The 24,080-nt window shown below is 43.5% G+C and carries 18 protein-coding genes; 11 read left to right on the top strand and 7 right to left on the bottom strand.

Annotation, left to right across the window (positions count from 1 at the left end; genetic code table 11):
* The first annotated feature begins 389 nt into the window (after positions 1-389).
* The 10 genes from FSB76_RS10080 to FSB76_RS10035 all read left to right on the top strand — a co-directional run bounded on the left by FSB76_RS10080 (position 390) and on the right by FSB76_RS10035 (position 14,424).
* Positions 390-998 (top strand): RNA polymerase sigma factor, encoded by a 609-nt coding sequence (locus FSB76_RS10080; RefSeq protein ID WP_147053451.1) that lies wholly within the window; start codon positions 390-392, stop codon positions 996-998.
* A 100-nt stretch (positions 999-1,098) separates the two neighbouring features.
* Positions 1,099-2,286 carry a FecR family protein gene (locus tag FSB76_RS10075; RefSeq protein WP_158642876.1) on the top strand — a complete coding sequence of 396 codons (1,188 nt, stop codon included), beginning with the start codon at positions 1,099-1,101 and terminating at the stop codon, positions 2,284-2,286.
* Between the two features lie 369 nt (positions 2,287-2,655).
* Entirely contained in the window at positions 2,656-5,928 is a 3,273-nt protein-coding gene (locus tag FSB76_RS10070) for a SusC/RagA family TonB-linked outer membrane protein (protein WP_158642875.1), read from the top strand.
* A gap of 68 nt (positions 5,929-5,996) precedes the next feature.
* Positions 5,997-7,511, top strand: coding sequence for a RagB/SusD family nutrient uptake outer membrane protein (locus FSB76_RS10065; RefSeq protein ID WP_158642874.1), 1,515 nt, complete (start codon positions 5,997-5,999; stop codon positions 7,509-7,511).
* A gap of 303 nt (positions 7,512-7,814) precedes the next feature.
* Positions 7,815-9,188 carry an alpha-L-fucosidase gene (locus tag FSB76_RS10060; protein ID WP_225976472.1) on the top strand — a complete coding sequence of 458 codons (1,374 nt, stop codon included), beginning with the start codon at positions 7,815-7,817 and terminating at the stop codon, positions 9,186-9,188.
* Between the two features lie 164 nt (positions 9,189-9,352).
* The gene (locus FSB76_RS10055) at positions 9,353-10,345 is read left to right on the top strand and encodes a glycoside hydrolase family 43 protein (RefSeq protein ID WP_147053447.1); all 993 of its coding nucleotides are present in this window, start codon (positions 9,353-9,355) and stop codon (positions 10,343-10,345) included.
* Between the two features lie 99 nt (positions 10,346-10,444).
* Positions 10,445-11,482 carry a glycoside hydrolase family protein gene (locus tag FSB76_RS10050; RefSeq protein ID WP_225976471.1) on the top strand — a complete coding sequence of 346 codons (1,038 nt, stop codon included), beginning with the start codon at positions 10,445-10,447 and terminating at the stop codon, positions 11,480-11,482.
* 46 nt (positions 11,483-11,528) lie between these two features.
* On the top strand, positions 11,529-13,148 hold the full coding sequence (locus FSB76_RS10045) for a glycoside hydrolase family 43 protein (RefSeq protein WP_147053446.1): 1,620 nt from the start codon (positions 11,529-11,531) through the stop codon (positions 13,146-13,148).
* Positions 13,149-13,376: 228 nt separating this feature from the next.
* Positions 13,377-13,892: a helix-turn-helix domain-containing protein gene (locus FSB76_RS10040; RefSeq protein WP_147053445.1), complete on the top strand. Its 516-nt coding sequence runs from the start codon at positions 13,377-13,379 to the stop codon at positions 13,890-13,892.
* Position 13,893: 1 nt separating this feature from the next.
* Positions 13,894-14,424 (top strand): IS630 family transposase, encoded by a 531-nt coding sequence (locus FSB76_RS10035; RefSeq protein WP_225976314.1) that lies wholly within the window; start codon positions 13,894-13,896, stop codon positions 14,422-14,424.
* A gap of 111 nt (positions 14,425-14,535) precedes the next feature.
* On the opposite strand, the gene FSB76_RS10030 is transcribed toward FSB76_RS10035, so the two are convergent.
* The 3 genes from FSB76_RS10030 to FSB76_RS10020 all read right to left on the bottom strand — a co-directional run bounded on the left by FSB76_RS10030 (position 14,536) and on the right by FSB76_RS10020 (position 17,302).
* Complete coding sequence (locus tag FSB76_RS10030; protein WP_147053444.1) at positions 14,536-15,564, bottom strand: TolB family protein; 1,029 nt, start codon at positions 15,562-15,564, stop codon at positions 14,536-14,538.
* Positions 15,565-15,794: 230 nt separating this feature from the next.
* Positions 15,795-16,550 carry a molybdopterin-dependent oxidoreductase gene (locus FSB76_RS10025; protein ID WP_147053443.1) on the bottom strand — a complete coding sequence of 252 codons (756 nt, stop codon included), beginning with the start codon at positions 16,548-16,550 and terminating at the stop codon, positions 15,795-15,797.
* 2 nt (positions 16,551-16,552) lie between these two features.
* Positions 16,553-17,302 carry a cytochrome b/b6 domain-containing protein gene (locus FSB76_RS10020; RefSeq protein ID WP_147053442.1) on the bottom strand — a complete coding sequence of 250 codons (750 nt, stop codon included), beginning with the start codon at positions 17,300-17,302 and terminating at the stop codon, positions 16,553-16,555.
* A 514-nt stretch (positions 17,303-17,816) separates the two neighbouring features.
* Here FSB76_RS10020 and FSB76_RS10015 point away from each other — a divergent pair.
* Entirely contained in the window at positions 17,817-18,305 is a 489-nt protein-coding gene (locus FSB76_RS10015) for a hypothetical protein (RefSeq protein ID WP_147053441.1), read from the top strand.
* 489 nt (positions 18,306-18,794) lie between these two features.
* On the opposite strand, the gene FSB76_RS10010 is transcribed toward FSB76_RS10015, so the two are convergent.
* The 4 genes from FSB76_RS10010 to FSB76_RS09995 form a co-directional block, all read right to left on the bottom strand.
* Complete coding sequence (locus FSB76_RS10010; RefSeq protein WP_147053440.1) at positions 18,795-19,613, bottom strand: DUF4249 domain-containing protein; 819 nt, start codon at positions 19,611-19,613, stop codon at positions 18,795-18,797.
* Positions 19,614-19,617: 4 nt separating this feature from the next.
* Positions 19,618-22,284, bottom strand: coding sequence for a TonB-dependent receptor (locus FSB76_RS10005; protein WP_225976470.1), 2,667 nt, complete (start codon positions 22,282-22,284; stop codon positions 19,618-19,620).
* A gap of 91 nt (positions 22,285-22,375) precedes the next feature.
* Entirely contained in the window at positions 22,376-23,371 is a 996-nt protein-coding gene (locus FSB76_RS10000) for a FecR family protein (RefSeq protein WP_147053439.1), read from the bottom strand.
* Between the two features lie 467 nt (positions 23,372-23,838).
* Positions 23,839-24,054 carry a hypothetical protein gene (locus tag FSB76_RS09995; RefSeq protein WP_147053438.1) on the bottom strand — a complete coding sequence of 72 codons (216 nt, stop codon included), beginning with the start codon at positions 24,052-24,054 and terminating at the stop codon, positions 23,839-23,841.
* Positions 24,055-24,080: the final 26 nt, after the last annotated feature.

Here is a 24,080-nt window from a genome sequence, read left to right as displayed (position 1 = left end):
TGTATAAAAATAAGTATTGGGCAGTATAAACAAAAGGCTGGCTTTGTAACACTGGCGAAAAGAAACAGGGCCGGCATACTATATCCCCCGGGTAAGAATGCACAGCAGTATAAAGTCGGTTTTGTATAAAACAAAGTCTGTTCGGGGTAATACAGGGTGGGGGAGTTTATGTAGTTTTGTTTTAATAAAATAGCCAGGCCGACCAATATATGAGTTATTGGCCTCCGGTGCTCAAAGTCTTTGGCTTTGAGCACCGGAGGTAGACGAGTATGAACCCTCAACAATAAACTAACCTATAATAATTTACGAGTATTGTATTGTTGAAATAATTTACACATTTGTGTGTTATTACATAAATTTAACAACCGATTATTTAAACAACTGATACTTTGCAGGTAAAGCCATTGTATGATCAGCAACATATACGCGCCAGAGTAGCCCTTGGAGACCGGCAGGCTTTTGCCTTATTTTTTAACTACCATTGGCCACAGGTTTATAGTACTGGTTTGAGACTGACTAAATCGCCTGAAAAGGCCCAGGACCTTGCGCAGGATATTTTTATTAAGCTTTGGGAAAACCGGCATAAGCTAATAGAAATAAAGGAAGAAGATGCCTATGTTTATATTTTATCGCGTAATGTTGTTCTTGATTTTCTGCGAAAAAAGGTTTTCGATACCGAAAATATTGAAGCCTTGATTGATTACTTTAAAGACAGTACCATTACTCCACAGGAGAAGCTTGAATATAACGAGTTGGAAAATACCCTTAAATTCGCTATCGATCAATTGCCGGGAAAAGTAAAAGATGTATTTATGCTTAGCAGGGTTGATGGCCTTACCCATGAACAAATTGCCAAACAACTAAGTATATCTGTAGTATCGTCCAAAACCTATGTGGTGAGAGCGCTGCAGGACATCCGCAAATTCATGGCTTTACACACCGATAACAGTACAATCATTTTTGCCGCCGGAACTATTTTGTACGGTGTGTTAAAATAAATAAATATTTTTTGTCTTACCCTGTCCCTCTTTTCCGTCTTTAGTATCAGAATGCCCTGATTAATGCATGTCGCAAGGGGGTACTTTCTCTGCCAATAAGATGAACCAGGAAAAATTTAAAGCATTATTTGAACAATATCTCAATGATAGCATTCTACCCGGAGGCCTTTCGGAATTGCGGGAAGCTATTCAGGATGAACGCTACCGGGAATTATTGGATGATTTGCTTAAAAATGCATTTAACGAACCTGCTTTTGCTGAGGCAGATGATGAGGCCAGGCAATCCGTTTTAAACGCCATCAGTTCCAGGATCAACCAGCAGGACGATACTGAATTAAGAGATGCTGATAAAAGGCGCTTAATACCTTACCGCTGGTTAACCGGTGTTGCGGCCTTGTTATTTCTGGCTATAGGCGCAGGATGGTTTTTTTTGCGGAATAACGATAAAGGACACAAAGAAAACACTTATGCCCATAATATAAAACCAGGCATCAACAAAGCCACGCTAACCCTTGCAAATGGTAAAAAACTGGTACTTACTGATTCCCTGCAAGGGCAACTGGCCAGTGAAGCGGGGGTTAAAATCAGTAAAACAAAGCAAGGCCAGATTGTTTATACTATTGCGCCGGGTGAAGATAGCAACCATCAGGCACTGCAATATAACACCCTAACTACAAAAGAAAGCGAACAATTCCAGGTAATACTTCCCGATGGTTCCCATGTTTGGTTGGATGCTGCCTCGTCCCTAAAATATCCTGTAGCCTTTAGCGGAAATGAACGCAAAGTAGAATTAACCGGACAAGGCTATTTTGAAGTGAGCCATAATGCGGCTATGCCCTTCATTGTAAAAACGCCCAAAACCGAAGTGCAGGTATTAGGGACACATTTCAATGTTTCGGCATATAATGACGATCAGGATACCAGAACAACCCTGCTTGAGGGCGCTGTTAGAATAAAAAGTAAGCAGGCTGCTGCTGTGTTAAAACCTGGCGAACAAGCTATTTTAAATGATAAAGGACAGCTAACGGTAAATAAGGATATAGATGCAGAAATGGAGATTGCCTGGAAAAACGGGCTGTTTGATTTCAAAAAAGCCGGTATTGAGCAAATTATGGTAAAGGCATCGCGCTGGTATGATATTAAGGTTAAATATGAAGGAAAAATCCCTAAAACAAAGCTTACCGGAAGAATGTCGCGTAACGTAGACATAGCTGAGTTATTGGGGATATTAGAATTTGAAGGAATTAAATTCCGGGTAGAAGGAAAAAATATTACTGTTATTGATTAAGGCAAGGTAGGCTCATGAGAAGGCCAACCTATTTAATGTCTGATGTAACAAGCTTATAATAAATAACCAATTATTCACTTTAAAGCTAATTATGGAGAAAGAAATACGAAAGACCACCTAAAAAAATGGGGACCCTTTAATGATGATGTATAGCCTACCGGGTATAAATTACCCGCTACTGTGCAATCAATCTGTTAAATTAAAAAACCGGGGAGTGCGCCAACACTTTCCCGGCTAATATCTGGGTGCCCAACCATCAGAAGTAACCATTTTAAATCTAACGTTTAACCCAAACTAGCCAAAATTATGAAAATTAATTTAAAGTGCGCGGAGACGACATGGCGCACTATGTCCAAAATTTTTCTAATTATGAAACTAACGATTATCATGATGATTATAGGACTTGCGCATGTAAGTGCGAAAAGCTATGCGCAGCTGATAACCCTTCATGAGAAGAATGTATCTATAGAAAAAGTTTTATCACTTATAGAAAAACAGAGCGGATATCATTTTATATATGATGACAAGCTTGATGTTCTTAAATCCAGAACTTTAAATATCAGTGTCGAAAAGCAAACTATCGGCAATGTACTTGACCAGTGTTTTAACGGAATTCCGGTTAGTTATAAAATATTCCAAAAAACTATTGCTTTAAAAGAAGCGGAGCAATTACAAAGTGAAAAGCCGGTTATTATTATTCAAAAGATCAGCGGAACAGTTACAGATGACAAAGGCGCGCCATTGCCCGGTGCATCGGTTATGTTAAAAGATGCAAAAAAAGGTACAGTAACTAATACCACCGGGGAATTTTCGATTGACGCTAAACCAGGCGATGTACTTGTTATTTCTTTCATAGGGTTTCAAACCAGGGAAATTAAAATTGGTTCGCAATCCAATATTGAAATCAAGATGACCGCGCTCACCAATGCGTTAAGTGAAATGGTTGTTGTAGGCTACAGTACTACAAGCAAACACAAGCTCACCAGCGCCGTGGTTACAGTGTCTGGCGACGAGCTGAACAAAAGGGTGGCCACTTCTCCTTCAACCTTATTACAAGGCAAGCTCCCTGGTTTACAGGTTATTCAGGGTTCGGGTGAGCCTGGAGCCGAAAATGTTCAGCTTACAATCAGGGGCACCGGTACCTTCAGTGGTGCAGGTTCCAACCCTTTAGTAATTGTAGACGGGCTGCCCGGGAGCCTGGATGCGCTGAACGCGAATGACATTGAGTCGATCTCGGTGTTGAAGGATGCATCCTCCGCAGCGATTTACGGATCACGGGGAGCAAACGGTGTGATTGTGGTAAAAACCAAGAGAGGCAAAGCCGGCAGCCTTGCTGTTCAATACACCTACAATTTCGGTATTTCCAACGCAACCAAACTTCCGGATGTGGTAACCAATTCTGCCACTTATATGCAATTATCCAATGAGGCCCGTGCCAATTCTTCATTAGCGCCATTATATACGCAAGCTCAGATTGATTTATATAAAAATGCGACAGATAGGGTGAAATATCCTAACCATAACTGGCTTAATGATATCTTTCGCACCGCGTACACCCAAAATCATTACCTCAACATGAGCGGCGGTAAAGATAGCACAACCTACAGTGTTGGCATTGGCATCACCAATCAGCCTGGTGTTATGAGAGGGTTCGACTATAAAAAATATACACTTTCCCTGGGGTTGAATTCGAAACTTAACAAGAGAATAACCTTTGGCAGCGATATACAAATGCGTTATGGCAAAAAGCTCAACCCCGAGAATGGTGCAAGTGACCAATTCCTTTCTACTTTGGCGCAATCTCCTTTGTATCCGGCGCAGGCGGATGGAAAATGGATAAAGAAAGCCTATTCAAATGAGCTGGGCAATAAAAACCCTGTGGCAATTGTGGATGAAGACATCAGGACCCGCGGAGATGACAAATACGTACAGGGTAACCTATCGTTGGATATTGATCTTTTCAAGGGCCTGAGATGGGAGAATAAAGCGGGATTTAATTATGGTATTTATAAATTCAATGATTTCAGACCAATTATACCTACCTATTATTATAGCGACATGAGCCCTGCAGGGAATCTTGACGACGGATCACCCGGCTTGAATGTAGGCAACTCTGACAATTTATATACCGTTTATTACAGTCAGCTTACGTATAAAAAAAGCATTGGAGCCCATAATATTTCTGCATTTGCCGGCCTTCAGCAGGAGAAAAATACGGCCAGCAACCTTAATGCATCAAGAACTCAGTATGTAACAAATTTCCTGAGAGAACTTGATGCAGGGCCTTCTGACGGACAGACGAACGGCGGCACATCTTCGGCATGGGCAATCAGTTCTTTATATGGCAGTGCCAATTATGATTACGATGATAAATATTTGCTCGGCGCCAATATCAGGTATGATGGAACGTCCCGGTTGCCGTCCGATACCCGGTATGGAACGTTTTACTCATTTTCAGGTGGATGGAGAATTTCAAAAGAAAGTTTCCTTGCAGATATTTCCTGGTTGAACGACCTTAAGATTCGCGGCTCCTGGGGACAATTGGGTAACCAGAATATCGGAACATATCCCTATCAGCCCATATTATCGGGCGCTAATTATGCTTTTGGCGGTACCGTTACTTCTGGTTTTATTTCCAATACACTGGTTGACCCGAACCTTACCTGGGAAACTACCCGGGTAACCGATGTGGGTTTTGATATGACTGCTCTTAATAATAAGCTGGTTGTATCTGCCGATTATTTTAATAAATATACTTTCGATATTTTAAGGGGTTCACAGGTGCCTTACTACGTTGGCCTGAACCCTCCCATAATAAATGATGGCGCCGTAAGGAATAAAGGCTTCGAATTTGCAGTTCAGTACAATGACAGAATTGGTAAAGATTTTACCTATTCTGTAGGATTAAACCTGCAAACCTATAAAAACAAGCTCGAGAGATATGGATCAAAAGATATTAGCGACCATAGCATTATGCAAGAGGGGCATGAACTGGGTGCCTATTACATGTATGTTTGGGATGGTATATTCCAAAGCCAGGCCGAGATTGACAATTCTCCAAAACAGCCGGTTACCCCTACTCCGGGCGATTTAAAAATAAAGGATGTAAATGGTGACGGGAAAATAGATGCCAACGACCGGACCTATGTAGGCGGTAGGTTCCCATCCTATCAATATTCGGCTAATTTAGGGGCTGGCTACAGGGGATTCGACTTTAGTGCGCAGATTTATGGTTCGCAGGGCCAGAAAGCATATGTCAACGGCTGGGGCATTGAGCCTTTCAGACAGGGCTCTATTCCAACAACAGACTGGTTGAACCGCTGGACACCAACCAACCACACAAACACGATGCCTAAGATATATGTAGCAGATGGCTATGCACCTGTGCAGAATTATCCGTCTACTTATTTCCTGAAGGATGCTTCTTTCATGCGGCTGAAAAGCGTACAGCTTGGGTATACATTTCCAATGGCAATACTCAATAAGATTTCCATTAAAAGCCTCCGCGTTTTTGTAGCTGCTGATAACGTTTTCACCGTCAGTAAATATCCGGGTTTGGATCCGGAGCGTGTTGGGGACGGAAGCTATGTAACCTATCCGCAAAACAGGACAATAACCTTTGGTGCATCCATTAAACTTTAACCCAATTAATGAATACAATTATGAATCTCTACAATAAGTATATATTCATGCTGGTTATGTTATCAGTCATGCTGGCATCTTGCAATAAAAGCTCTTTGAACCTTAATCCGCCCGATAAATTATCAACACAAAGTTTCTGGAAATCTGAAAGCGACGCGGATCTTGCTTTAACGGGATGCTACAACTTTTTATATGCCTCGGGAGGCGGCTATTCAACTTCGCAATACCAGGTGGTGGCCTGGGATAATTTCAGTGATAACTCTTATGGGCAATATAATTACGGAGGCGGAACAAGCGCGTTATCTTCCGGTCTTTCGGCCGGCGTTTTTGATACCTATAACCTTTTTCAATCATCTTATTATGTTAATAATTATGAAGCTATAGCATCTGTTAATTATTTCCTGGCCAATGTAGATAAAGTGCTTACGGGCGATAAGCTTAAGCAGTATAAAGGCGAAGCTTATTTTCTGCGCGCTTTTAATTACTATTGGCTCGCGGTGCTATATGGCAATGTGATTATTACAACTGCAGATCCACACACACTTGATTATACTAAACACATGGCTAAATCAAGCAGGGCTGATGTTTTGAAGCAGGTTGAAGCCGACCTGGACCTGGCAATTGCCGGTTTGCCCGACGTTGCTTACAGCAGCGGCCATGCAGTTAAGGCAACTGCGAAAGGTTATAAAGTGAGAGCATTGTTATTTGAGAAAAAGTATGCAGAAGCCGCCGCCCTCGCCAATGAAATTATAACCGGCGGAAAGTTTTCGCTGAGCACGTCTTATCCCGGAAACTTTTATAAGCCGGCTCAAAACAGCAGCCCCGAAATTATGTTCTCGGTAAAATACCAGTTGCCGAACCTGTCCCATCAGGATAACGGAATCAGCGTTCCCTTACAACGTTGGAAAGGTGAACTGGGTACACAGGACCTTGTTAACGAATATGAGGCTGCAGATGGTAAAGACACAACCAGCTCTGCCGTTTATGTTAAAGGGAAACCATTTGATAACAGGGACCCGCGGATGCGTATGACCTTATTCTTTCCTGGCGATACTAAAGCCCAGGGATGGCCGTTCACGGGATCTTACGCCGTGGCTACGCCCGGAAAAGATTCATGGATTGTTGGCTACTACCCGGTAAAGAAGTGGCTTGATCCCACTTTGACAGATCCTGATTACGGAGCAAAAGGTGATAATGATTTTGTTTTACTCCGTTACGCAGATATTTTATTGATGTATGCCGAAGCACAAAACGAAGCGTCCGGACCAGACGCAAGTGTTTACAATACGATTAACCTGGTGAGGAGAAGGGTGGCTATGCCTGATTTGCCCGCAGGTTTAACACAAAGCCAAATGAGGGATAAAATCCGCCACGAAAGGCGGGTAGAATTTGCCCTGGAAGGGATACGCTACTTTGATTTAAGGAGATGGGGTATTGCTACGCAAAAACTGAACGGCTTTGTTCAAAATCCTTTATTCCCTGCTGTAAAATCAAAATATGCCGACAATTATGATTTTTGGCCTATTCCTCAGCCGGAAATTGACAGGAATGCGCCCGAACTACTGCAAAACCCTGGTTATTAACCATTTGAAGAATAAATGAATACAAGCGGGGCTGTGCTAAAAACGCAGTGCCGCTTGTTTTTTCCTATTGATCTACTGTTCGAAGTCGGAGATTTTGAACAGTCTGTCGCGTTCTCTCAGGGAAAATACGCAGCAGTATAAAGTCGGTTTTGTATAAAATAATGTCTGTTCAGAGTAATACAGGGTGGGGGAGTTTATATAGTTTTGTTTTAATAAAATAGCCTGGCCGACCACCAGATGAGTTATTTGCCAAAGCCTTTACAAGCCAACCGATAAAAGGAACACACAAATTCTGAAACCCCAATGATATATAAACGAAAAATAGCAATTAAGGTGATCTGCCTGCTGGTGATATTATTGAGCCATTCTTTTGCCGCAAAAAGCCAGCAGATGGGCGACGCAGAAAAAAAATCAATGGAGAAAGGGTTGATCTACACTTCATTAAAAGGTGTAGGGCAGGGCGTATCGGGTCCGGGTTCTAACCTGCCGGCCGAAAAGATGCAATGGTGGGAAGATCAGAAATTTGGAATGTTCATACACTGGGGCCTATATGCAATTCCGGCTACCGGCGAATGGACCATGTTTAATCAAAAAATACCGGCTGAGGAATACGCCAAACTGGCCGATCAGTTTAATCCGAAACATTTCAGCGCTGCGGAATGGGCCAGGGTAGCCAAAGAAGCCGGAATGAAGTATATGGTAATGGTTACCAGGCATCATGATGGTTTTGCCCTTTGGAACAGCCCGGCAAGTTACCGGCATTTTGATAGTTGGGAAACTGCCGCTCACCGCGATTTTGTAAAAGAGTACACCGATGCGTGCCGTAAGGCGGGCCTTCATGTAGGCCTTTATTACTCACCGCTGGATTGGCGCTTTCCCGGTTATTTCGACCCCAGGGAGCTTCCCGACAATGCCGCACTGCTCAAAAAACAAACCTATGGGCAGGTAGAAGAGTTAATGAAAAATTATGGCAAAATAGATATTTTGTGGTACGATGGCGGCTGGTTAGCGCATAAGGGTAGCGATGCCGACGCAGCCTGGTTTTGGGAACCGTTAAAACTTAACGCGATGGTACGCAGCTATAACCCGGATGTGGTTATTAACCCACGATCGGGAATGGTTGGAGATTTCCAGACCGACGAGGGCGGCGCGGATGTTAAAGGGCCTATTATCCCTTTTCCCTGGGAAAAATGCCTCAACCTTAACGCAACAAGCTGGGGATATAATAAGGCTCAGAATTTGATGCCCTTGAAACAGATTATAGACATGCTTGTTAATACGGTTGACCGCGGGGGGAATATGTTATTAAATGTTGGCCCCGACCCGGATGGTGTCATTCCCCCTGCTCATGTGGAACGTCTGAAAGAAGTGGGGCAATGGTTAGCTAAAAATGGCGAAGGGATATATCAAACACGCCCCGGGCCGTTTCAACCAGTTGATGATTTTTATGGAGCTACCTACAGCGGGAATAAAATATATATCCACCTGCTGAAAATGCCGGCAGGTGATGCGGTTATTAAATTACCGCCAACCGGGCAGGTTATTACAGCGTGTACTGTACTACACGGTGAAAAGGTTAAATTTCACCAGGACGCTACGGGCATCACCCTTAACCTGGCTACAGTACAACCAGATCCATTGGTAACCACACTGGTATTAAAAGTAAAAGGCAGATAGCGGTTACGGGTATTTGGAATTTAAATAAGCCGCACCCCTTCACCAGAAACACCGAAGTTTAGAATTTCCTTAGTAAATGGCACCCAAACAACTGATTAAAAAATTGTTAGTCAGTTGTTTGTAATTTAGTAAAACGATAAAAACATCATATAAATTAACGATGAATGAAACATACCCTACTTATTGCGTTGCTGATAACCTGTAACAGCCTATCGTTTTCAAATAGTATACATGCTGTGAAGGATACGTGTTTTACTGACGATGTGTTCATAGATACGGACGGGAAGCCAATTAATGCTCATGGGGCAGGCGTGTTATATTACAAGGGTATTTATTACCTTTTTGGTGAAGTGAAGAAAGGTAACACCTGGCTTGTCCCTAAGCAAAATTGGGAAGACTTCCGGGTTCCCGCCGGAGGGGTTTCATGCTATTCTTCTACAGATCTTAAACATTGGAAAAACAGGGGAGTAGTTTTAAAGTCCACTACAAACAAACCCGGTTACGACCTGGATACCAGCATGGTTATTGAAAGGCCCAAAGTGATTTATAATGAACATTCAAAGAAATTTATTATGTGGATGCATATAGACAAGAATGACTATAGTTATTCCCAGGGAGGTGTTGCTATAAGCGATAAGCCTTTTGGTCCTTATAAATACCTGGGCAGTGTAAAGCCTAATGATCAAATGTTAAGAGATATGACCTTGTTTAAAGACGATGACGGGAAGGCTTATCTTATTTATTCGTCCGAAAATAATAACACCATGCATGTTTGTTTGCTAAGTAATGATTATTTGACAACAACAGAAATTTATACCCGAATATTGGTGAACAAAGGGAGAGAAAGTCCGGCTATTTTTAAAAACCAGGGCAAATACTTTTTAATTACTTCCGGCTGTTCCGGCTGGTCGCCTAATGCGGCTTCTTATGCCGTTGCCGATAATATAATGGGGCCATGGGAAGAACGTGAAAATCCGTGTAAAGGAGAAAACGCCGAAGTGTCTTTTTTTTCACAGGGCGGGTTTGTATTGCCTGTAGCAAACAAGCCAGGTTCATTTATTTTTATGGGTGACAGATGGAATAAAACCGACCTGGAGAAATCAACTTATTTATGGCTCCCGGTTCATATAACTAATGATAAAATAGAAATTTATTAATGGTGGTGGGGTAATTGGGATTACGGTATATTTTATTGGCGACAATATCAAAAAAGGCGTAACCTGGTTTCTCACAAAATGCTTTTTGCGAATAAATACATGAACAATGCGAAAACAAAAGTAAAAAGTACACTCCTGATACTTTGCGGCATCCTGATGTCTGTTGCAGTTTTTGGACAGGTGCCTAAAGGAAAACTGGCAGATAAGCCTGTATTCACCGACCCAGTGTACGATGGAGCGGCTGATCCTGTTCTTATCTGGAATAAGAAGGAAAATAAGTGGTTTATGTTCTATACCAATCGCAGGGCAACAGACATGAACCTGGATGGCGTTAAATGGGTACATGGAACACGAATCGGGATTGCAGAATCAAGCGACGGAGGAGCAAGCTGGAAATACCGCGATACTGCGAACATTAAATTTCGCCCAACCTCCGAATATACCCATTGGGCTCCCGATGTGTTTGAATACAAGGGTTTATACCACATGTTTCTCACATATGTACCTGGTGTTTTTGCCAATTGGAACCACCCACGTGAAATAGTTCACTTAACAAGCAATGATCTTTTGAATTGGGACTATAAGTCTACCCTGGAACTGGCCAGCGATAAGGTGATTGATGCTACTGTTTATCAGTTAACGAACGGCACATGGCGGCTTTGGTATAACAATGAGGAAGACGCAAAAACTATTTATTATGCGGACAGTAAAGACCTAGAAAACTGGGATTTGAAAGGAAAGGTAAATGAAGACCGTGGTGAAGGGCCAAAGGTATTTCGCTGGAAAGGAAAATACTGGATGTTGGTGGATCACTGGAAAGGCATGAGCTTTTATAGTTCAGATGATGCAACCAACTGGACAAAGCAGACGGAAAGAATCCTGGAGTTTCCAGGAAAGGGGAAAGACGACCAGTCGATTGGCGGGCATGCAGATGTAGTGGTTTCGGGCGATCGGGCTTTCGTTTATTACTTTACACATCCCGGAAGAATTACGAAGCAATATGCCGATAACATTGAAACACGCCGGAGTGTGATCCAGGTAGCGGAACTGGAATATAAAAACGGAATAATTTCGGCAGACAGGGATAAGCCTGTTTATATACAGTTGGATAAGCAGGCAATTAACAAAAGGAAATAAAGGAATAACAGCCAGGTGCAATTAAAACGAGGTAATTACTCAAATTATGTATAAGCAATTTCTTATCATCATCATCATCCTGGTAACTACTCATAAATCAGTAAAAGGGCAGGATAATCAGCATCCGAAATGGAACACCTGGGCCACCTGGGGAGATCAGAATAACGGCACTTATCGGAACCCCGTATTGCCGGCAGACTACAGCGATCTTGATTGTATCCGTGTAGGAGACGATTATTACGCCATATCTTCTACTTTTCAATATTCTCCCGGAATAATCATCCTTCATTCAAAAGACCTGGTAAACTGGACCATAAAAAGCCATGCAGTGGCCGATATTACACAAATATCTCCAGAAATGAACTGGGATAGGATGAACCGGTACGGCAATGGTATCTGGGCTGGTGCAATACGCTATCACAAGGGTAAATTCTGGATTTATTTCGGAACGCCCGACGAGGGGTATTTTATGACAACTGCTAAAAATATAGAAGGGCCCTGGGAACCGTTACATAAAATTATGGGGGAAGCGGGTTGGGACGACTGCAGTCCGTTCTGGGATGATGATGGCCAGGGCTATTTCGTCGGTACAAATTTTAAGGATGGCTATAAAATACATCTCTTTAAACTTGCAGCTGATGGTAAGGATATCATAAAGGGGACTGATAAGGTTATCTATCAATCAAAGGGAAGTGAGGCCAACAAACTTTATAAGATAAACGGAACCTACTACCATTTTTTTAGTGAAGTGAAAGCCGACGGCCGGACTGTAATGATGGAGCGCTCAAAGAATATTTGGGGGCCTTATACCGAATTTAAGCAGTTAAGCCATGCTCAAAATGATATGAACTCACCCAACCAGGGCGGTATTGTGCAAACGCAGAGGGGCGATTGGTATTTTCTTACCCATCACGGAGACGGAGACTGGTTCGGCAGGATCATGAGTTTGATCCCCGTGAACTGGGTAGATGGATGGCCTATTTTAGGAAAAGTGGGCGAAGATGGAGTTGGTACCATGGTTTGGGAAGGCAAGAAGCCGGTTAGCGGAACAAAAATTATTACTCCCCAAACAAGCGATTCTTTTTTGGGAACCCGGTTGAATGAGCAATGGGAGTGGAACTACCAGCCGAGGGCTGATAAGTGGTCTTTGCGGGAAAGAAAGGGCTGGCTCCGGCTTTACGCTTTTGGCTCGCTCGAAAGGAATGATAATCTTACAAAAGTGGGTAACATACTTACCCAGCGGTCTATGTCTACTAAGGCTAACGAAGTAATTGTTAAACTGGATTTAAGCGGAATGGCCGACGGGCAGAAGGCTGGCTTCACTCATTTCGGGCACCCGGCTTACTCAGCCATAGGCGTACATTGTGATGGTAAAATAAAAAGATTGGAATACAACTTAAAGGGCCAGGTAACAGAAGGGGATCAAATAAATCAAAATGTTGTTTGGCTACGGTCGGTGTGGGGCTTTGATGGTGTTAGCCAGTATTCGTACAGTACTGATGGTAAAAATTTCAAGGATTTCGGACCTGCGTACAAGTTAATGTGGGAATCATATAGAGGTGATCGACTGGGAATATATTCTTACAATAACAAACAGGAAAAAGGATATGTAGATGTCGACTTTTTTAACTATACATTCGCTGGGCCTCAAAAAACAAAGAAATAGCGTTCGGCGTGTTTACTTTCAGTACTTCAAATTTTTTCGGATGTTTGAAGTTTATAAAGTAATTTTTGCGAATAGCAATTAACCAACCGAAATAAAGGAATAACAGCCTGGTGCAATTAAATCATGGCAGTGCCAAAATATTGTGCGGATTACTGAGCAATTACATAAAGTCCATTAAATAATTACACAATAATAATTGTATCTTTATAAAAAGAAAGGAGATACAAAATGTCAAGGCCAGTATTAAAGGTAGAGAATTATGCGCCGGATGAGATAAAAGCAATGTTCCGGGACGATGAGCGTTACACAATAGGGATACGTTTGTATGCTGTCTACCAGGTATCCATAGGACAGCCAAGCAGAAAACTGGAAGAATTATATAATACCAGTTTTAAACAAATCACTAATTGGGTACATCGGTTTGAAAAAGAAGGCATAGACGGTTTAAGGGATAAGCCAGGCAGGGGCCGGACAGCAAGACTGAATGAGGTACAGCGGAACAGGATAGCTGATTTGTTGACAAAGGAATCGCCCGCAGGCCATGGTTATAACACCGCTACATGGACAGGGCCGTTGTTGATCGAATGGATAGCAAAGAATTACGGCCTTGTTTATAAGAAAGCCCAGATTTATAATATTATTAAATCATTAGGCTTTACCTATCAGAAAGGGCGGGGTTTATTCCCTGAAACGGATACACAAAAACAAGAAGCATTTAAAGTGGCATTAAAAAAAACTCCTTGAATTGCCCCCGGATAGTGTATTGCTTTACGAAGACGAGTGTTCGCTGTCCAACACGGCTACGGTAAGCTACGGGTGGTCAAAGAAAGGCGAACAACCTCAGATACCGTGTAAGCAGCGAAAAAGGGAAAGGCAAACTGTTTTCGGAAGTTATAATTATGATACGGGCCAAATAACGGTAAGTTTTGCAGATAAAGGCAATAGCCATACCTTTAAGAAACATCTGAAGAAAATACTGGCAACCTATAAAGGAGTATCAAAGATAATTGTGGTATTAGACAATGTAGCCTACCACCATGCAAAGAAAATAAACGCATGGATTGAAAGGCATCCGGTATTAGAATTGTTTTTCCTACCACCATACAGCCCTGATCTCAATGCAGTTGAAAGGGCGTGGTGGTATATGAGAAAGAAAATAACGCATAACAGGTATCTTAAGACCCTTAAAGAAAGAAAGGCTGCTTTTTGGAAAATGTTCTCTCATTTCCTAAAACCCAATATTGAACTAAAAACCGTTTGTGAAATTAATTATTAGACCTTATATAACTCGCTTGCAAAGTTATTGACCAAACATATAGAAAAGCGCAAGCCTCCCGTAGCCCGGGTACAATAACTGCACTAAAAGCCGGTTTTGGTAGGTTTCACCCTAAAGCACTATCATCTTTTTTACGCCGACGTAATAAAGGTCGAATCCGCCTTTGCCGCCCGGGCGGTTAGACGAAAAGATCATGAAATCATTGGTAAAGCCGGGCATCGATTTTATAATTGGCCGGTATTCGTCGCCGGTGGTGTTAATGGCCGGGCCAAAGTTTACCGGTGCCGACCATTTGCCGTTTACCAGTAACGAATAATATAAATCGAAGTCACCATATCCGCCGGCACGGTTCGAGGTAAAAACCATCACATTGTTAGCAATGTAAGGGCATTTGTCGTCGGCCGCCGATGATAATACGGCATCCCTGGCGATTGTTTTTGTGCTGGCATCGTCAAGGTTGGATATAATATCCTTGTTTTTGTCAAGGTCTGTTTGATAAATATCAAAGTTACCGTCCCTGTTTGAGCAAAAATAAACCGACGAAAAATCCTGCGTAAATGAGGGGTAGGCATCATCTTTTAGCGAGTTGAGGAATTTAACAGGCTTGGGGGTAGTATAGCTTTCCTGGTTAAGGTTTTCGGTGTATTTGATATCCAAATTGCCGCTTTGGTTGGTGGCATATAACAATATATAGCTGTTATAGCGCTTATTCATATTGGTGCTGCCCGTAAATTTCATGCCCTGGCTTATTAAATATGGCCCCAACTCATCGGCGGACGTATTGATAGTACCCATGGCATTATTCAGGTTGGCGTTTTCGATAACAATATCCATCAGGCTGCTTGATGTGTTTTCGGCAACGGTTAATTTGCCGTCTATGCGCGAGGTGTATACATCCAGCATTTTATAAATGATATCAAAATTGCCGCCGCTGCTGTTCCTTTTTGAAGAAAAACATAAAGGCGATGTTGAGCCAATAACAGATAGGGCGGAGTTATAATCATCAAACTCAGAATTAATATCGCCAAGGTTTACAGGCGTTTCGGGGAAAGTGCCGGATGTGAAAGTTAGTTTATGATCGGGTTTGCAGGCGGCGAGCAGGCAGGCAAATAAAACAGGAGCAAAGAATTTGTTTTTCATGGTTAGGTTTAGTTGTTGATGTTTAGAATAACAAACGTAATATATGGCTATATACGATAACTATGTCATGTTTATAACACTGCATTTGAAATTTAGGTAAGCAACTAAGGCCAGATTAATACCGAACACCGAATGTCCAATTTCGAATATTGAAGGAAAAAAGCTTGGTGTTGGATATTCGAAATTCAGTGTTCGATATTATTTTTCACTTCTATTTCTCTTAACTTAAATCAGATGCCGGTATACCACGACCATCCTGAAGTAATATCGGGAGCCGGATCAGTGAATTTATCAGTCACCACAATGCGCTGCAAAAATTTAACGTTTTTGTAACCCAGCTGCGTTTCTACCCTCAGGCGTAAGGGAGCGCCGTTACGTGCGGGTATTTCTTCGCCGTTCATGGTATGGGCCAGTATGGTTTGAGGATGAAATGCATCAAGCATATCAATACTTTCGGCATAATTATCGAAGCCGTAAAGGCCTACATAACGTGCGGTTTTTAAAATACCGGCATCTTTTAGCACAGCGCTTAGTGGTACACCAGTCCATTCGGCAATGGCACTCCAGCCTTCCTCGCAGGTGTGCCGCGTTATTTGGGTTCGCGCGCCCAGTTTCTTAAGCTCATCCATTGAATACTTGCGTGGTGCGGCCACGCAACCTTCTACAACAAGTGCAAAATCTTTAAAATTATTGCGTTGCAGTTGCTGATAGGTTTTGCTGTAGGCTTTTTTGCTCGCCGGGTCGGCAGGGTCGCCAATATCGGTTACCGGAAAGCTGGTTATCTCGCTTTTTTGATACTCCATAGCCAGGGCCCGCTGCGAAAGCAGGCCGCGCTGGGCAATGTAGGTTAAATCGTCGCCCATCCGCAAAATATTGCCATAAGTGGGCGGCGCTTTTTTAAGGCAGCCCGAAAGCAAAAGCGCACCGGCGGAGGTAAGTCCTGTTAAAATGGCCTGGCGGCGGTTCATCAGTAGTTTTCTTTTCATAGCTACCTGCCAAAAGTTATCGCCCAAATATTTCGTTTAAAGCCCGATCTGGCAACCATAACCACATGTACCAGCAAAAACAGCAACAGTAATACCGCCGCAAAAAAGTGGATCGTTCGCGCCGATTGATGGCCGAAGAATATTTTCAGTAAAAAGGGATAAGATGCGGTAATAGCCGGCGACATGGTAAAGCCGGTTAAAATAACCAACGGGAACAGCAAAAAGATAACCGATAAATAGGTGATTTTTTGCAATAGCCCATATTTGCCCGTATAGTGCATGTGCCTGCGCAAATGCGCGGCAACATCGCGGCAAAGTAGCTTTAAGCTAAATTCGCGGCGGCGCGGCACCAGGTTACGCCAAAAATGCCCACTGTAAAATCCTGCTATAAAATAGATGATGCCGGTTAATACCATGAACCAGGCAGCCAAAAAGTGCGTGCTGCGCCCCCAGCCGTTCTCATTAAAAATATCGTAAGTGCGGGCCGCGGTTACCTGCCGGCCGGTTACATGCTTAAACGGGATGCTTTTATCCCAGCCGCCATGGTGGTAGTTGCGGCTTATCGGGAGCTCAAACAATGCCGGGGTAAGATCGTTACCGGCCTTGCCCCAGTAAAGCCTGGGGTGCGACATCAGGATAACAAAGCCGCTAACCGTAAGCGCCAAAAAACTTAGGGTGATGATAAAGTGCGCACCTTTAACCCATGGTTTGTGTGGTACAACTTCGGTTTTAGTGCTTTGCGATAGGTTCATTCCTGAGGCGGTGATAACTACGTTTATATAAACAGAATAAATATAAAGGTATTCGCTGAAAATATCAAGAAACCAGGACTTTGCCGCAGGGTAAACGCACCTAATAGGGTTAACATAACTTAACACATTTTAAATATATTTTTTATAAATATTTGATAGTCAATATTTTATAGTCAATATTTTATAGTCAATATTTTATATTTTATCATGGTTAACACTAAATTGATTGCCTTCGCCCAGATGGTTGATCGGGGTGCGCGCGCTGATAGGTTAACGCTATGCTAAGTAATGAATATGCAACACCCGGATGTTTAATTTCATCCGGGTGTTTTTGTATTTTTAGATTAAATGCAGATAACTTAAAACGATGATCTGTCCTAAAGGCATGACGTATACTTAGCAGGCGGGCCACAAGTGAGGACACTTGCGGCAGCGGGAGCCACAAAGCCGCTCAGCATAAGTTAAGCGGCTTTTTTGTTATTTTTGAAGCCGTTACCTCATTGCAGAAATCCACATGGAGAAGTTTCTTAAAACACCTGATCAAATATCTGCTTTAATGCAGCATTGGTTCCTTTCTTATCATCATAAGGATAGAGATTCCTTTTCAGGGTTCGAAACTTTTACCTTTTTTGATCTTATACCTGAAGATCTCCAACGGGCGCTTCTTCAGCGAGCAAGTTTAGATGAGCATGAAAAACCCGTATTCTTGCTTAATTGTGGCAACGCCGGATTTGTATTGAATACGACTCATAGATTCATAAGGATCGGCGAATCTCATCTTGATTCTATTTTTTATACAGATTTTATATGGCATTGTGGTTATAATTCAATAAGGATAGAAGGGACGTCAAGAGGAATTAAGTCAGATGGATATTTTGCTGAGTTTGGTTTGAAAACCCAAAGTCGTGAAATTATATATTGGTTGATTCCATCTGGAAATGCCGGGTTTGCTTTTTGGAATGTTACAAAAAAATGTGAACTTATAGGGCGGAAATACCTTTAACAGATTCACTGAAGCATCGAATTTTCCTACTTAGTACATATCTTCCATAATACGAAAATGGGTTCGGTGTAGTTCCCGAGGAGGCCGCTAAGATATTTATATAGCGCCATGGCATTCGCGCTCACTATCGACGCAAAAACTTCGCCCAGCTACCGCAAGAGCTTTTCGCAGGCCTCCAGGCTTGTGCGCGCGCTGATAGGTAAACGCTATGCTAAGTAATGAATATGCAACTCCCGGATGTTTAATTTCGTCCGGGTGTTCTTGCATACCCGCAGTTCGCGTAAAGGATTGGCGTGGATACCGGACAGGTGGCTAATGCCTGTGTAGTATGAATAGAAAGCCTGGCGCCGCTTCTACCAGCGGCGGACGCCATCTTTTAAGTCAAAAGTAAAAAATCAAAAGTCAAAAATTTTGTTTCGGGTGGTTGGCTGCTTTGTTTTTGGCCAGCGCCAAACATCAATATTTTTGAACAAATCACCCCGCGCCCCATTACGGCGCGGTCAATGTTTTCCTGGAAATTGGGTGCACGCTGAAATAGCCCAGCGCGCCGCCGGTAACGTTGCTAAGCGGATTGGCGGGGGCGGCGTTATTACCGTCGCCGGTGGCGCCTGTAGTAAGGCTGAAAAAGTATTTGTACACGGCCGGGTCGATGCTTTGCATCTCGATGGTTACCTGGTTACCCGGGCGGATGTCGCGGGCGGGGTCGTCGTTGTCGTTGTTGAAATTAAGGCGCGTGTTTACTTCCTGCCCGTTGGTAAATTCATCGTTATCCAGCAGCACCGATTCTTCTTTGCGGTTATTTACATATTGCACAAAGCGGTAATAGTTTTTGGTAGCTACCGGGTCGTGGTATTTCACGGTTACATATTTACGGATGCTGCCATCCTTGTTGTTGCCAAAGTCGCTTTTAACCAGGTAAATGCTATCCAGTGGTACCTGCGCAGGCATGGCGCAGGTTGATGTGAACGTTTTGCCGGCAACCAGCACATTCAGTTTATAAATATGGCCGTAGGCCCCTGTCAGGGTGCTGTTTTTATAAATACCGCCGCCCGATGCGGTAAGCGGGTAAACGGTATTGTCGTCGGTAATGGTTACCTGTGCGCCATCAATACCTACTATATCGTTATTATCGGTAAAGTTTTTGGTTTGGCTAAGGGTTACTTTGCACCCGCCGGTTTCGTTGGTGAGCACGCCTTCAACAACGTATTGGGGCGTGGTATCTTTCAGTGTCAGGTTAATGGCCTTTTCGCACGAGCATAGCGCTATGGCAAACAGGGCGGGTATTATATATTTTATAGTGGTGTGCATACAATTAAAATTTAAAGTTATAGGTGATGGAAGGCACAAAGGTGAACAGGGTGGTCCTCACGGCCTCGGTACGGCTGGCATCGTCTTTATTATTGCGGAAATAAATGCGGTAGGCATTGTGGTTACCCAGCGCATTGTACAGGCTAAAAGTTAAATCCGACTCAAATTTGCTGCTCTTTTTTAACTGGCGTGTGGCGCCAAGGTCAAGCCTGTTATAGGCCGGCATCCTATCGGCATTGCGGCTGGTGTAGTAATAGTAATTGGCCCCATCTACCTGGTACTTACCATTGGGGAAGGTTACGGCATCGCCTGTATAGTATATAAAATTGGCCGATAGGGTCCACTTTTCGGTGGCTTTGTACATGGCTACAATGGCCAGGTCGTGCGTACGGTCTTGCCTGGCATTGTACCATTGGTTATTGTTAATGCCATCAATCTGCCGTTCGGTTTTGGCCAGGGTATAGCTTACCCAGCCCGTTAAGCGGCCGGTTTTCTTTTTAAGCAGCAACTCGGCACCATAGGCACGGCCCTTGCCGTAAAGCAGCTGGGTTTCAATAGGCTGGTTGGTAAAAATATTGGCCCCGTTACGGTAATCAACCTGGTTTTGCAACTTTTTATAATAAGTTTCAAACGTGAACTCATATTTATGATCGCTAAAATCGCGGTAATAACCTACCGAAAACTGGTCGGCCAGTTCGGGTTTAATAATGTTGGTGCTGGCCACCCATTTATCCGTTGGCGAACCCGAGTTGGAATTGGAGATAAGGTGCAAATTTTGCGCGTTACGTGCATACGAAGCCTTTACCGAGCTGTAATCATTCAATGAATAGGCTGCCGCGATGCGTGGCTCGGGGTTAACGTATGTTTTAACCGCCTGCCCGGTTGAGTAGTGTTTTGTGCCCGTGATATTGCCATCGGCATCAAGGGTATAATAATCGCCCTGCCCCAGGATGGTAAAGGCTGACAGGCGAACGCCATAAGTAAGACTAAAACGATCAGATGCTTTCCAGGTATTGGTAGCATACACCGAATTTTCAAGCGCGTACCTGTTTTGCAGGCTTTGCGATATAATACCCGAATTGCCGGTTGATGAAATTTCGCCGGGCTTAATGGTATGGTAGATTGCATTAAAGCCAAAGCTGATGGTGTTTTTGTCGCCGGCGTAGTATTGCAGGTCTTCTTTCAGGTTAAGGTCTTTTATCTGCGAGAAGATCTGGAACTGGTTTACATCCTCTTTAATATTGATTTTGTAATCATAGTCGCTGTAAATAACCGAGGTGTTTGAAAATAGCTGGCTGTTAAAAATGTGGTTCCAGCGGAGGGTGCCGGTGGTGTTGCCCCAGTTAATGCCTGCTATATCGCTGGCCTTCAATACATCTTTACCAAAATAGCCGGATAAGAAAATCCTGTCCTTATCGCCTAAAATATAATTGGCCTTGGCATTGATATCATAAAAATACAGCTGGCTTTTTTTGGCGATGGAATCTTTGGAGAAAGCCAGGAAAGCATCCGCATAAGTACGGCGGGCCGATATCAGGAACGATGATTTGTTTTTTTGGATGGGGCCTTCCACATTAATTCGGGCGGCTATCAGCCCAACACCGCCGCTTACGCCAAACTTTTGGTTGTTGCCCTCGTTCATTTTAATATCCAGCACGGACGATAGCCTGCCGCCGTATTGGGCAGGCATATCGCCCTTATAAATACTGATGTTTTTGATGGCATCGGAGTTAAAGGTTGAGAAGAACCCCAGCAAATGCGATGCGTTGTAAACCGGCGCTTCATCCAGCAGTATCAGGTTTTGATCAGATGCGCCGCCACGCACATAAAAGCCGCCACTGCCCTCGCCGGCCGATTTGATGCCAGGCAGCAGCTGTATGGTTTTAATGATATCGCGTTCGCCCAGTAAAACAGGGATATTTTTGGTCTCCTGCACACTTAAATGTTCAACCCCCATTTGCGGGCTGGCCAAATCGCGGGTGCCGGGAGCTTTGGCGCTGATGGTAACTTCCTGCAGGGCCTGTTCATTATTATCCATGCTGATGTTAAGCTGCTGGTTGGCTGCCAGGTCTACCTGCACAAAGGCGCTTTTTTGGCCAACAGCGCTGATGGCCAGCTGGTGGCTGCCGGCCGGCAGGGTAATGGAGTAAAAGCCGTACTCGTTGCTCGAGGTGCCCTGGCTGGCATCGGGAACCCTGATGGTGGCGCCAATAATGGTTTCGCCGCTTTGTTTTGATTTAATGGTACCGCTTAGGGTGAATTTGCCGCCTGCCACGGCGGCCGGCAACTTTTTTATTTTAGCCGCATCATATTTAATCATCACGTCCTGATCCAACACCGAAAAGCTGAAGGGGGCCGATGCAAAAGCCTGCTTTAATACATCGCCTAAAGGTTGTTTTTTGGCATCGATGCTGATTTTTGCCGGGCTTTGGGCAACGGTTTGGTTATAGGTAAACCTTACGCCGCAGGCGATGGTTATTTTATCTAAGGCCTGTTTAACAGGTTCATTATTTATGCTGATGGTTACGGTTTTATCAAGCGGATTTTGCGCGTAAACTTGTTGGTTTGCTATCAATAAAACGATGGCGCAAAGTAACGTTCGGAACAGTATAGGTATTTGCAGTACGGCGCAAATCAACATGGATAACCATGTGGGTTTGGTTTTATTCATTTTGTGTAGGTTTTTAAATGTAGGTAAGCCGGTTAAAAGCTTCCCTGGTTTGAGTTGATTTTCATGCCCGGTAATTAGCCGGACAAAAACGTTAATGTTTAGCTATAATTTCGCGGATGTAATACTGGTTGTTCACTTTTTGCCAACGGGTGTTGTCCATTACTGTACAAAGCACATCAAGTTCGGTGCCGATAAGGCGTGTGGTGTTCAAGTGCCCGTAGTATAAGCTATTGGCAATGCGCGGGTCGACGTTTATCTGTACGCCATACTGCCTGCCAAGTTCATCGGCAACGGTTTGCATTGATGCGCCTTCAAAATCAAAATTACCATTACGCTGGCTAAGGAATTTTGCGGCATCGGGATAGTTTTCTTTCAGCAGCAAGCCATCAGTTTTGTTGAATACCGCCCGTTGCCTGGCCGTCATGATCTGCTGCTGGTTTTTGCCGCTTGCCGATGTGAGCACGCCCACCTTCCCGCTTACCACGGTAACTTCGGCAGTTTTTGCATCGGTATAAGCCCTTACGTTAAAGCTGGTACCCAACACCACCGTTTTGATGGCACCCGATTGAATAACAAAGGGATGCGCAGGGTCGTGCTTTACATCAAAAAAGGCTTCGCCATCTAACTTCACCAAACGCTGTTCGTCCCTGAAGTTATCCGGGTAGCTGATATGGGTCGACGGGCTTAGCCATACCTGGGTACCATCGGGCAAACTGATTTGACTGTGCTGGCCTGCTTTGCTCAATAAATCTACCTGTTTCACCGGGTCGACAATATCCAGGATAGCGTTTTTATAAAACGCCGCAAAGGCAACCAATAACACTATAGCCGCTGCAGCAGCTATGTTGCGCCATAAGGTAATCACCTTGCGTTTTGGTTGTGCAGCCGCTTCCATTTGCGATGCAATACCATTAAAAATGCTATCCTTAAGTTCATTGGTGCCGGAGTGCCTGCTGCCCGTGAGCATTACCTCTTCATCATTAAACCCCTGGTACCATTGCTCAAACCAGGCCATTTCCTCGGGGGTAATGGTGCCGTTTTCAAGCTTATGGGCAAGCTCTTTAATATCGTAGGCGTTGTTTTCCATCGTAAAATATATCTACCTTTTGTACATATAGTCAACAGCGGGGCCGGATACCCTTAGTGGGAAATGAAATTTATTTTGTGTGTGGGGATTAAGTTAAGAGAAATATGAGGGTTTTGATTTCGCGCAAAGATCGCTAAGAGAAAATAAGTAAACAGACCGTCATTGCTTCGTACCTACCTATCACGTATGGGAATTTACATAAACGTTCGCTTGAACGCTGGCTAAGACTCACCCGGTCGAGGCTACGCCCGACCACCCTCTCTTCACCTGCGGTGGAAAGAAGGTTTTTGCTTTTAATTATTTGATAGTCAATTGCTTATTTGATTGTAATTTCAAAAACCCTCTTTCCGGCGAAGCCGAAGAGAGGGTCGCCGGCGTAGCCTGGCGGGGTGAGTCGTAGCCGCCATGCGATATACGTCATTGCCCCTTCAGCGTTTTGCTAAATTTTATCACCTGCACGGGACAAGTTAAGAAACAAGCTTTTTGGATGCTGTTTCCCAATCCAACAGCAGGTCAGGATTTGCGTCAGATTTGCTTTTCCTGTCCTTAACTAATTTTTGATGTTCAGAGGGAATAGCCATATCATCTTTCCAAATCATCTCATTGAGCTTGAGTTTTTCGGAGAGTGACAATTGCTTTACAGCATCCATCAATTGTTTGAGTGATAATTCTATAGCTATCATAACAACATCAAAAATAATCGTTAAAA

The organism is Mucilaginibacter ginsenosidivorax, assembly GCF_007971525.1.
Classification (GTDB): Bacteria; Bacteroidota; Bacteroidia; order Sphingobacteriales; family Sphingobacteriaceae; genus Mucilaginibacter; species Mucilaginibacter ginsenosidivorax.
The sequence above is the reverse complement of the archived record's forward strand: the minus strand, read 5'-3'. Positions and strand labels throughout refer to the sequence as shown.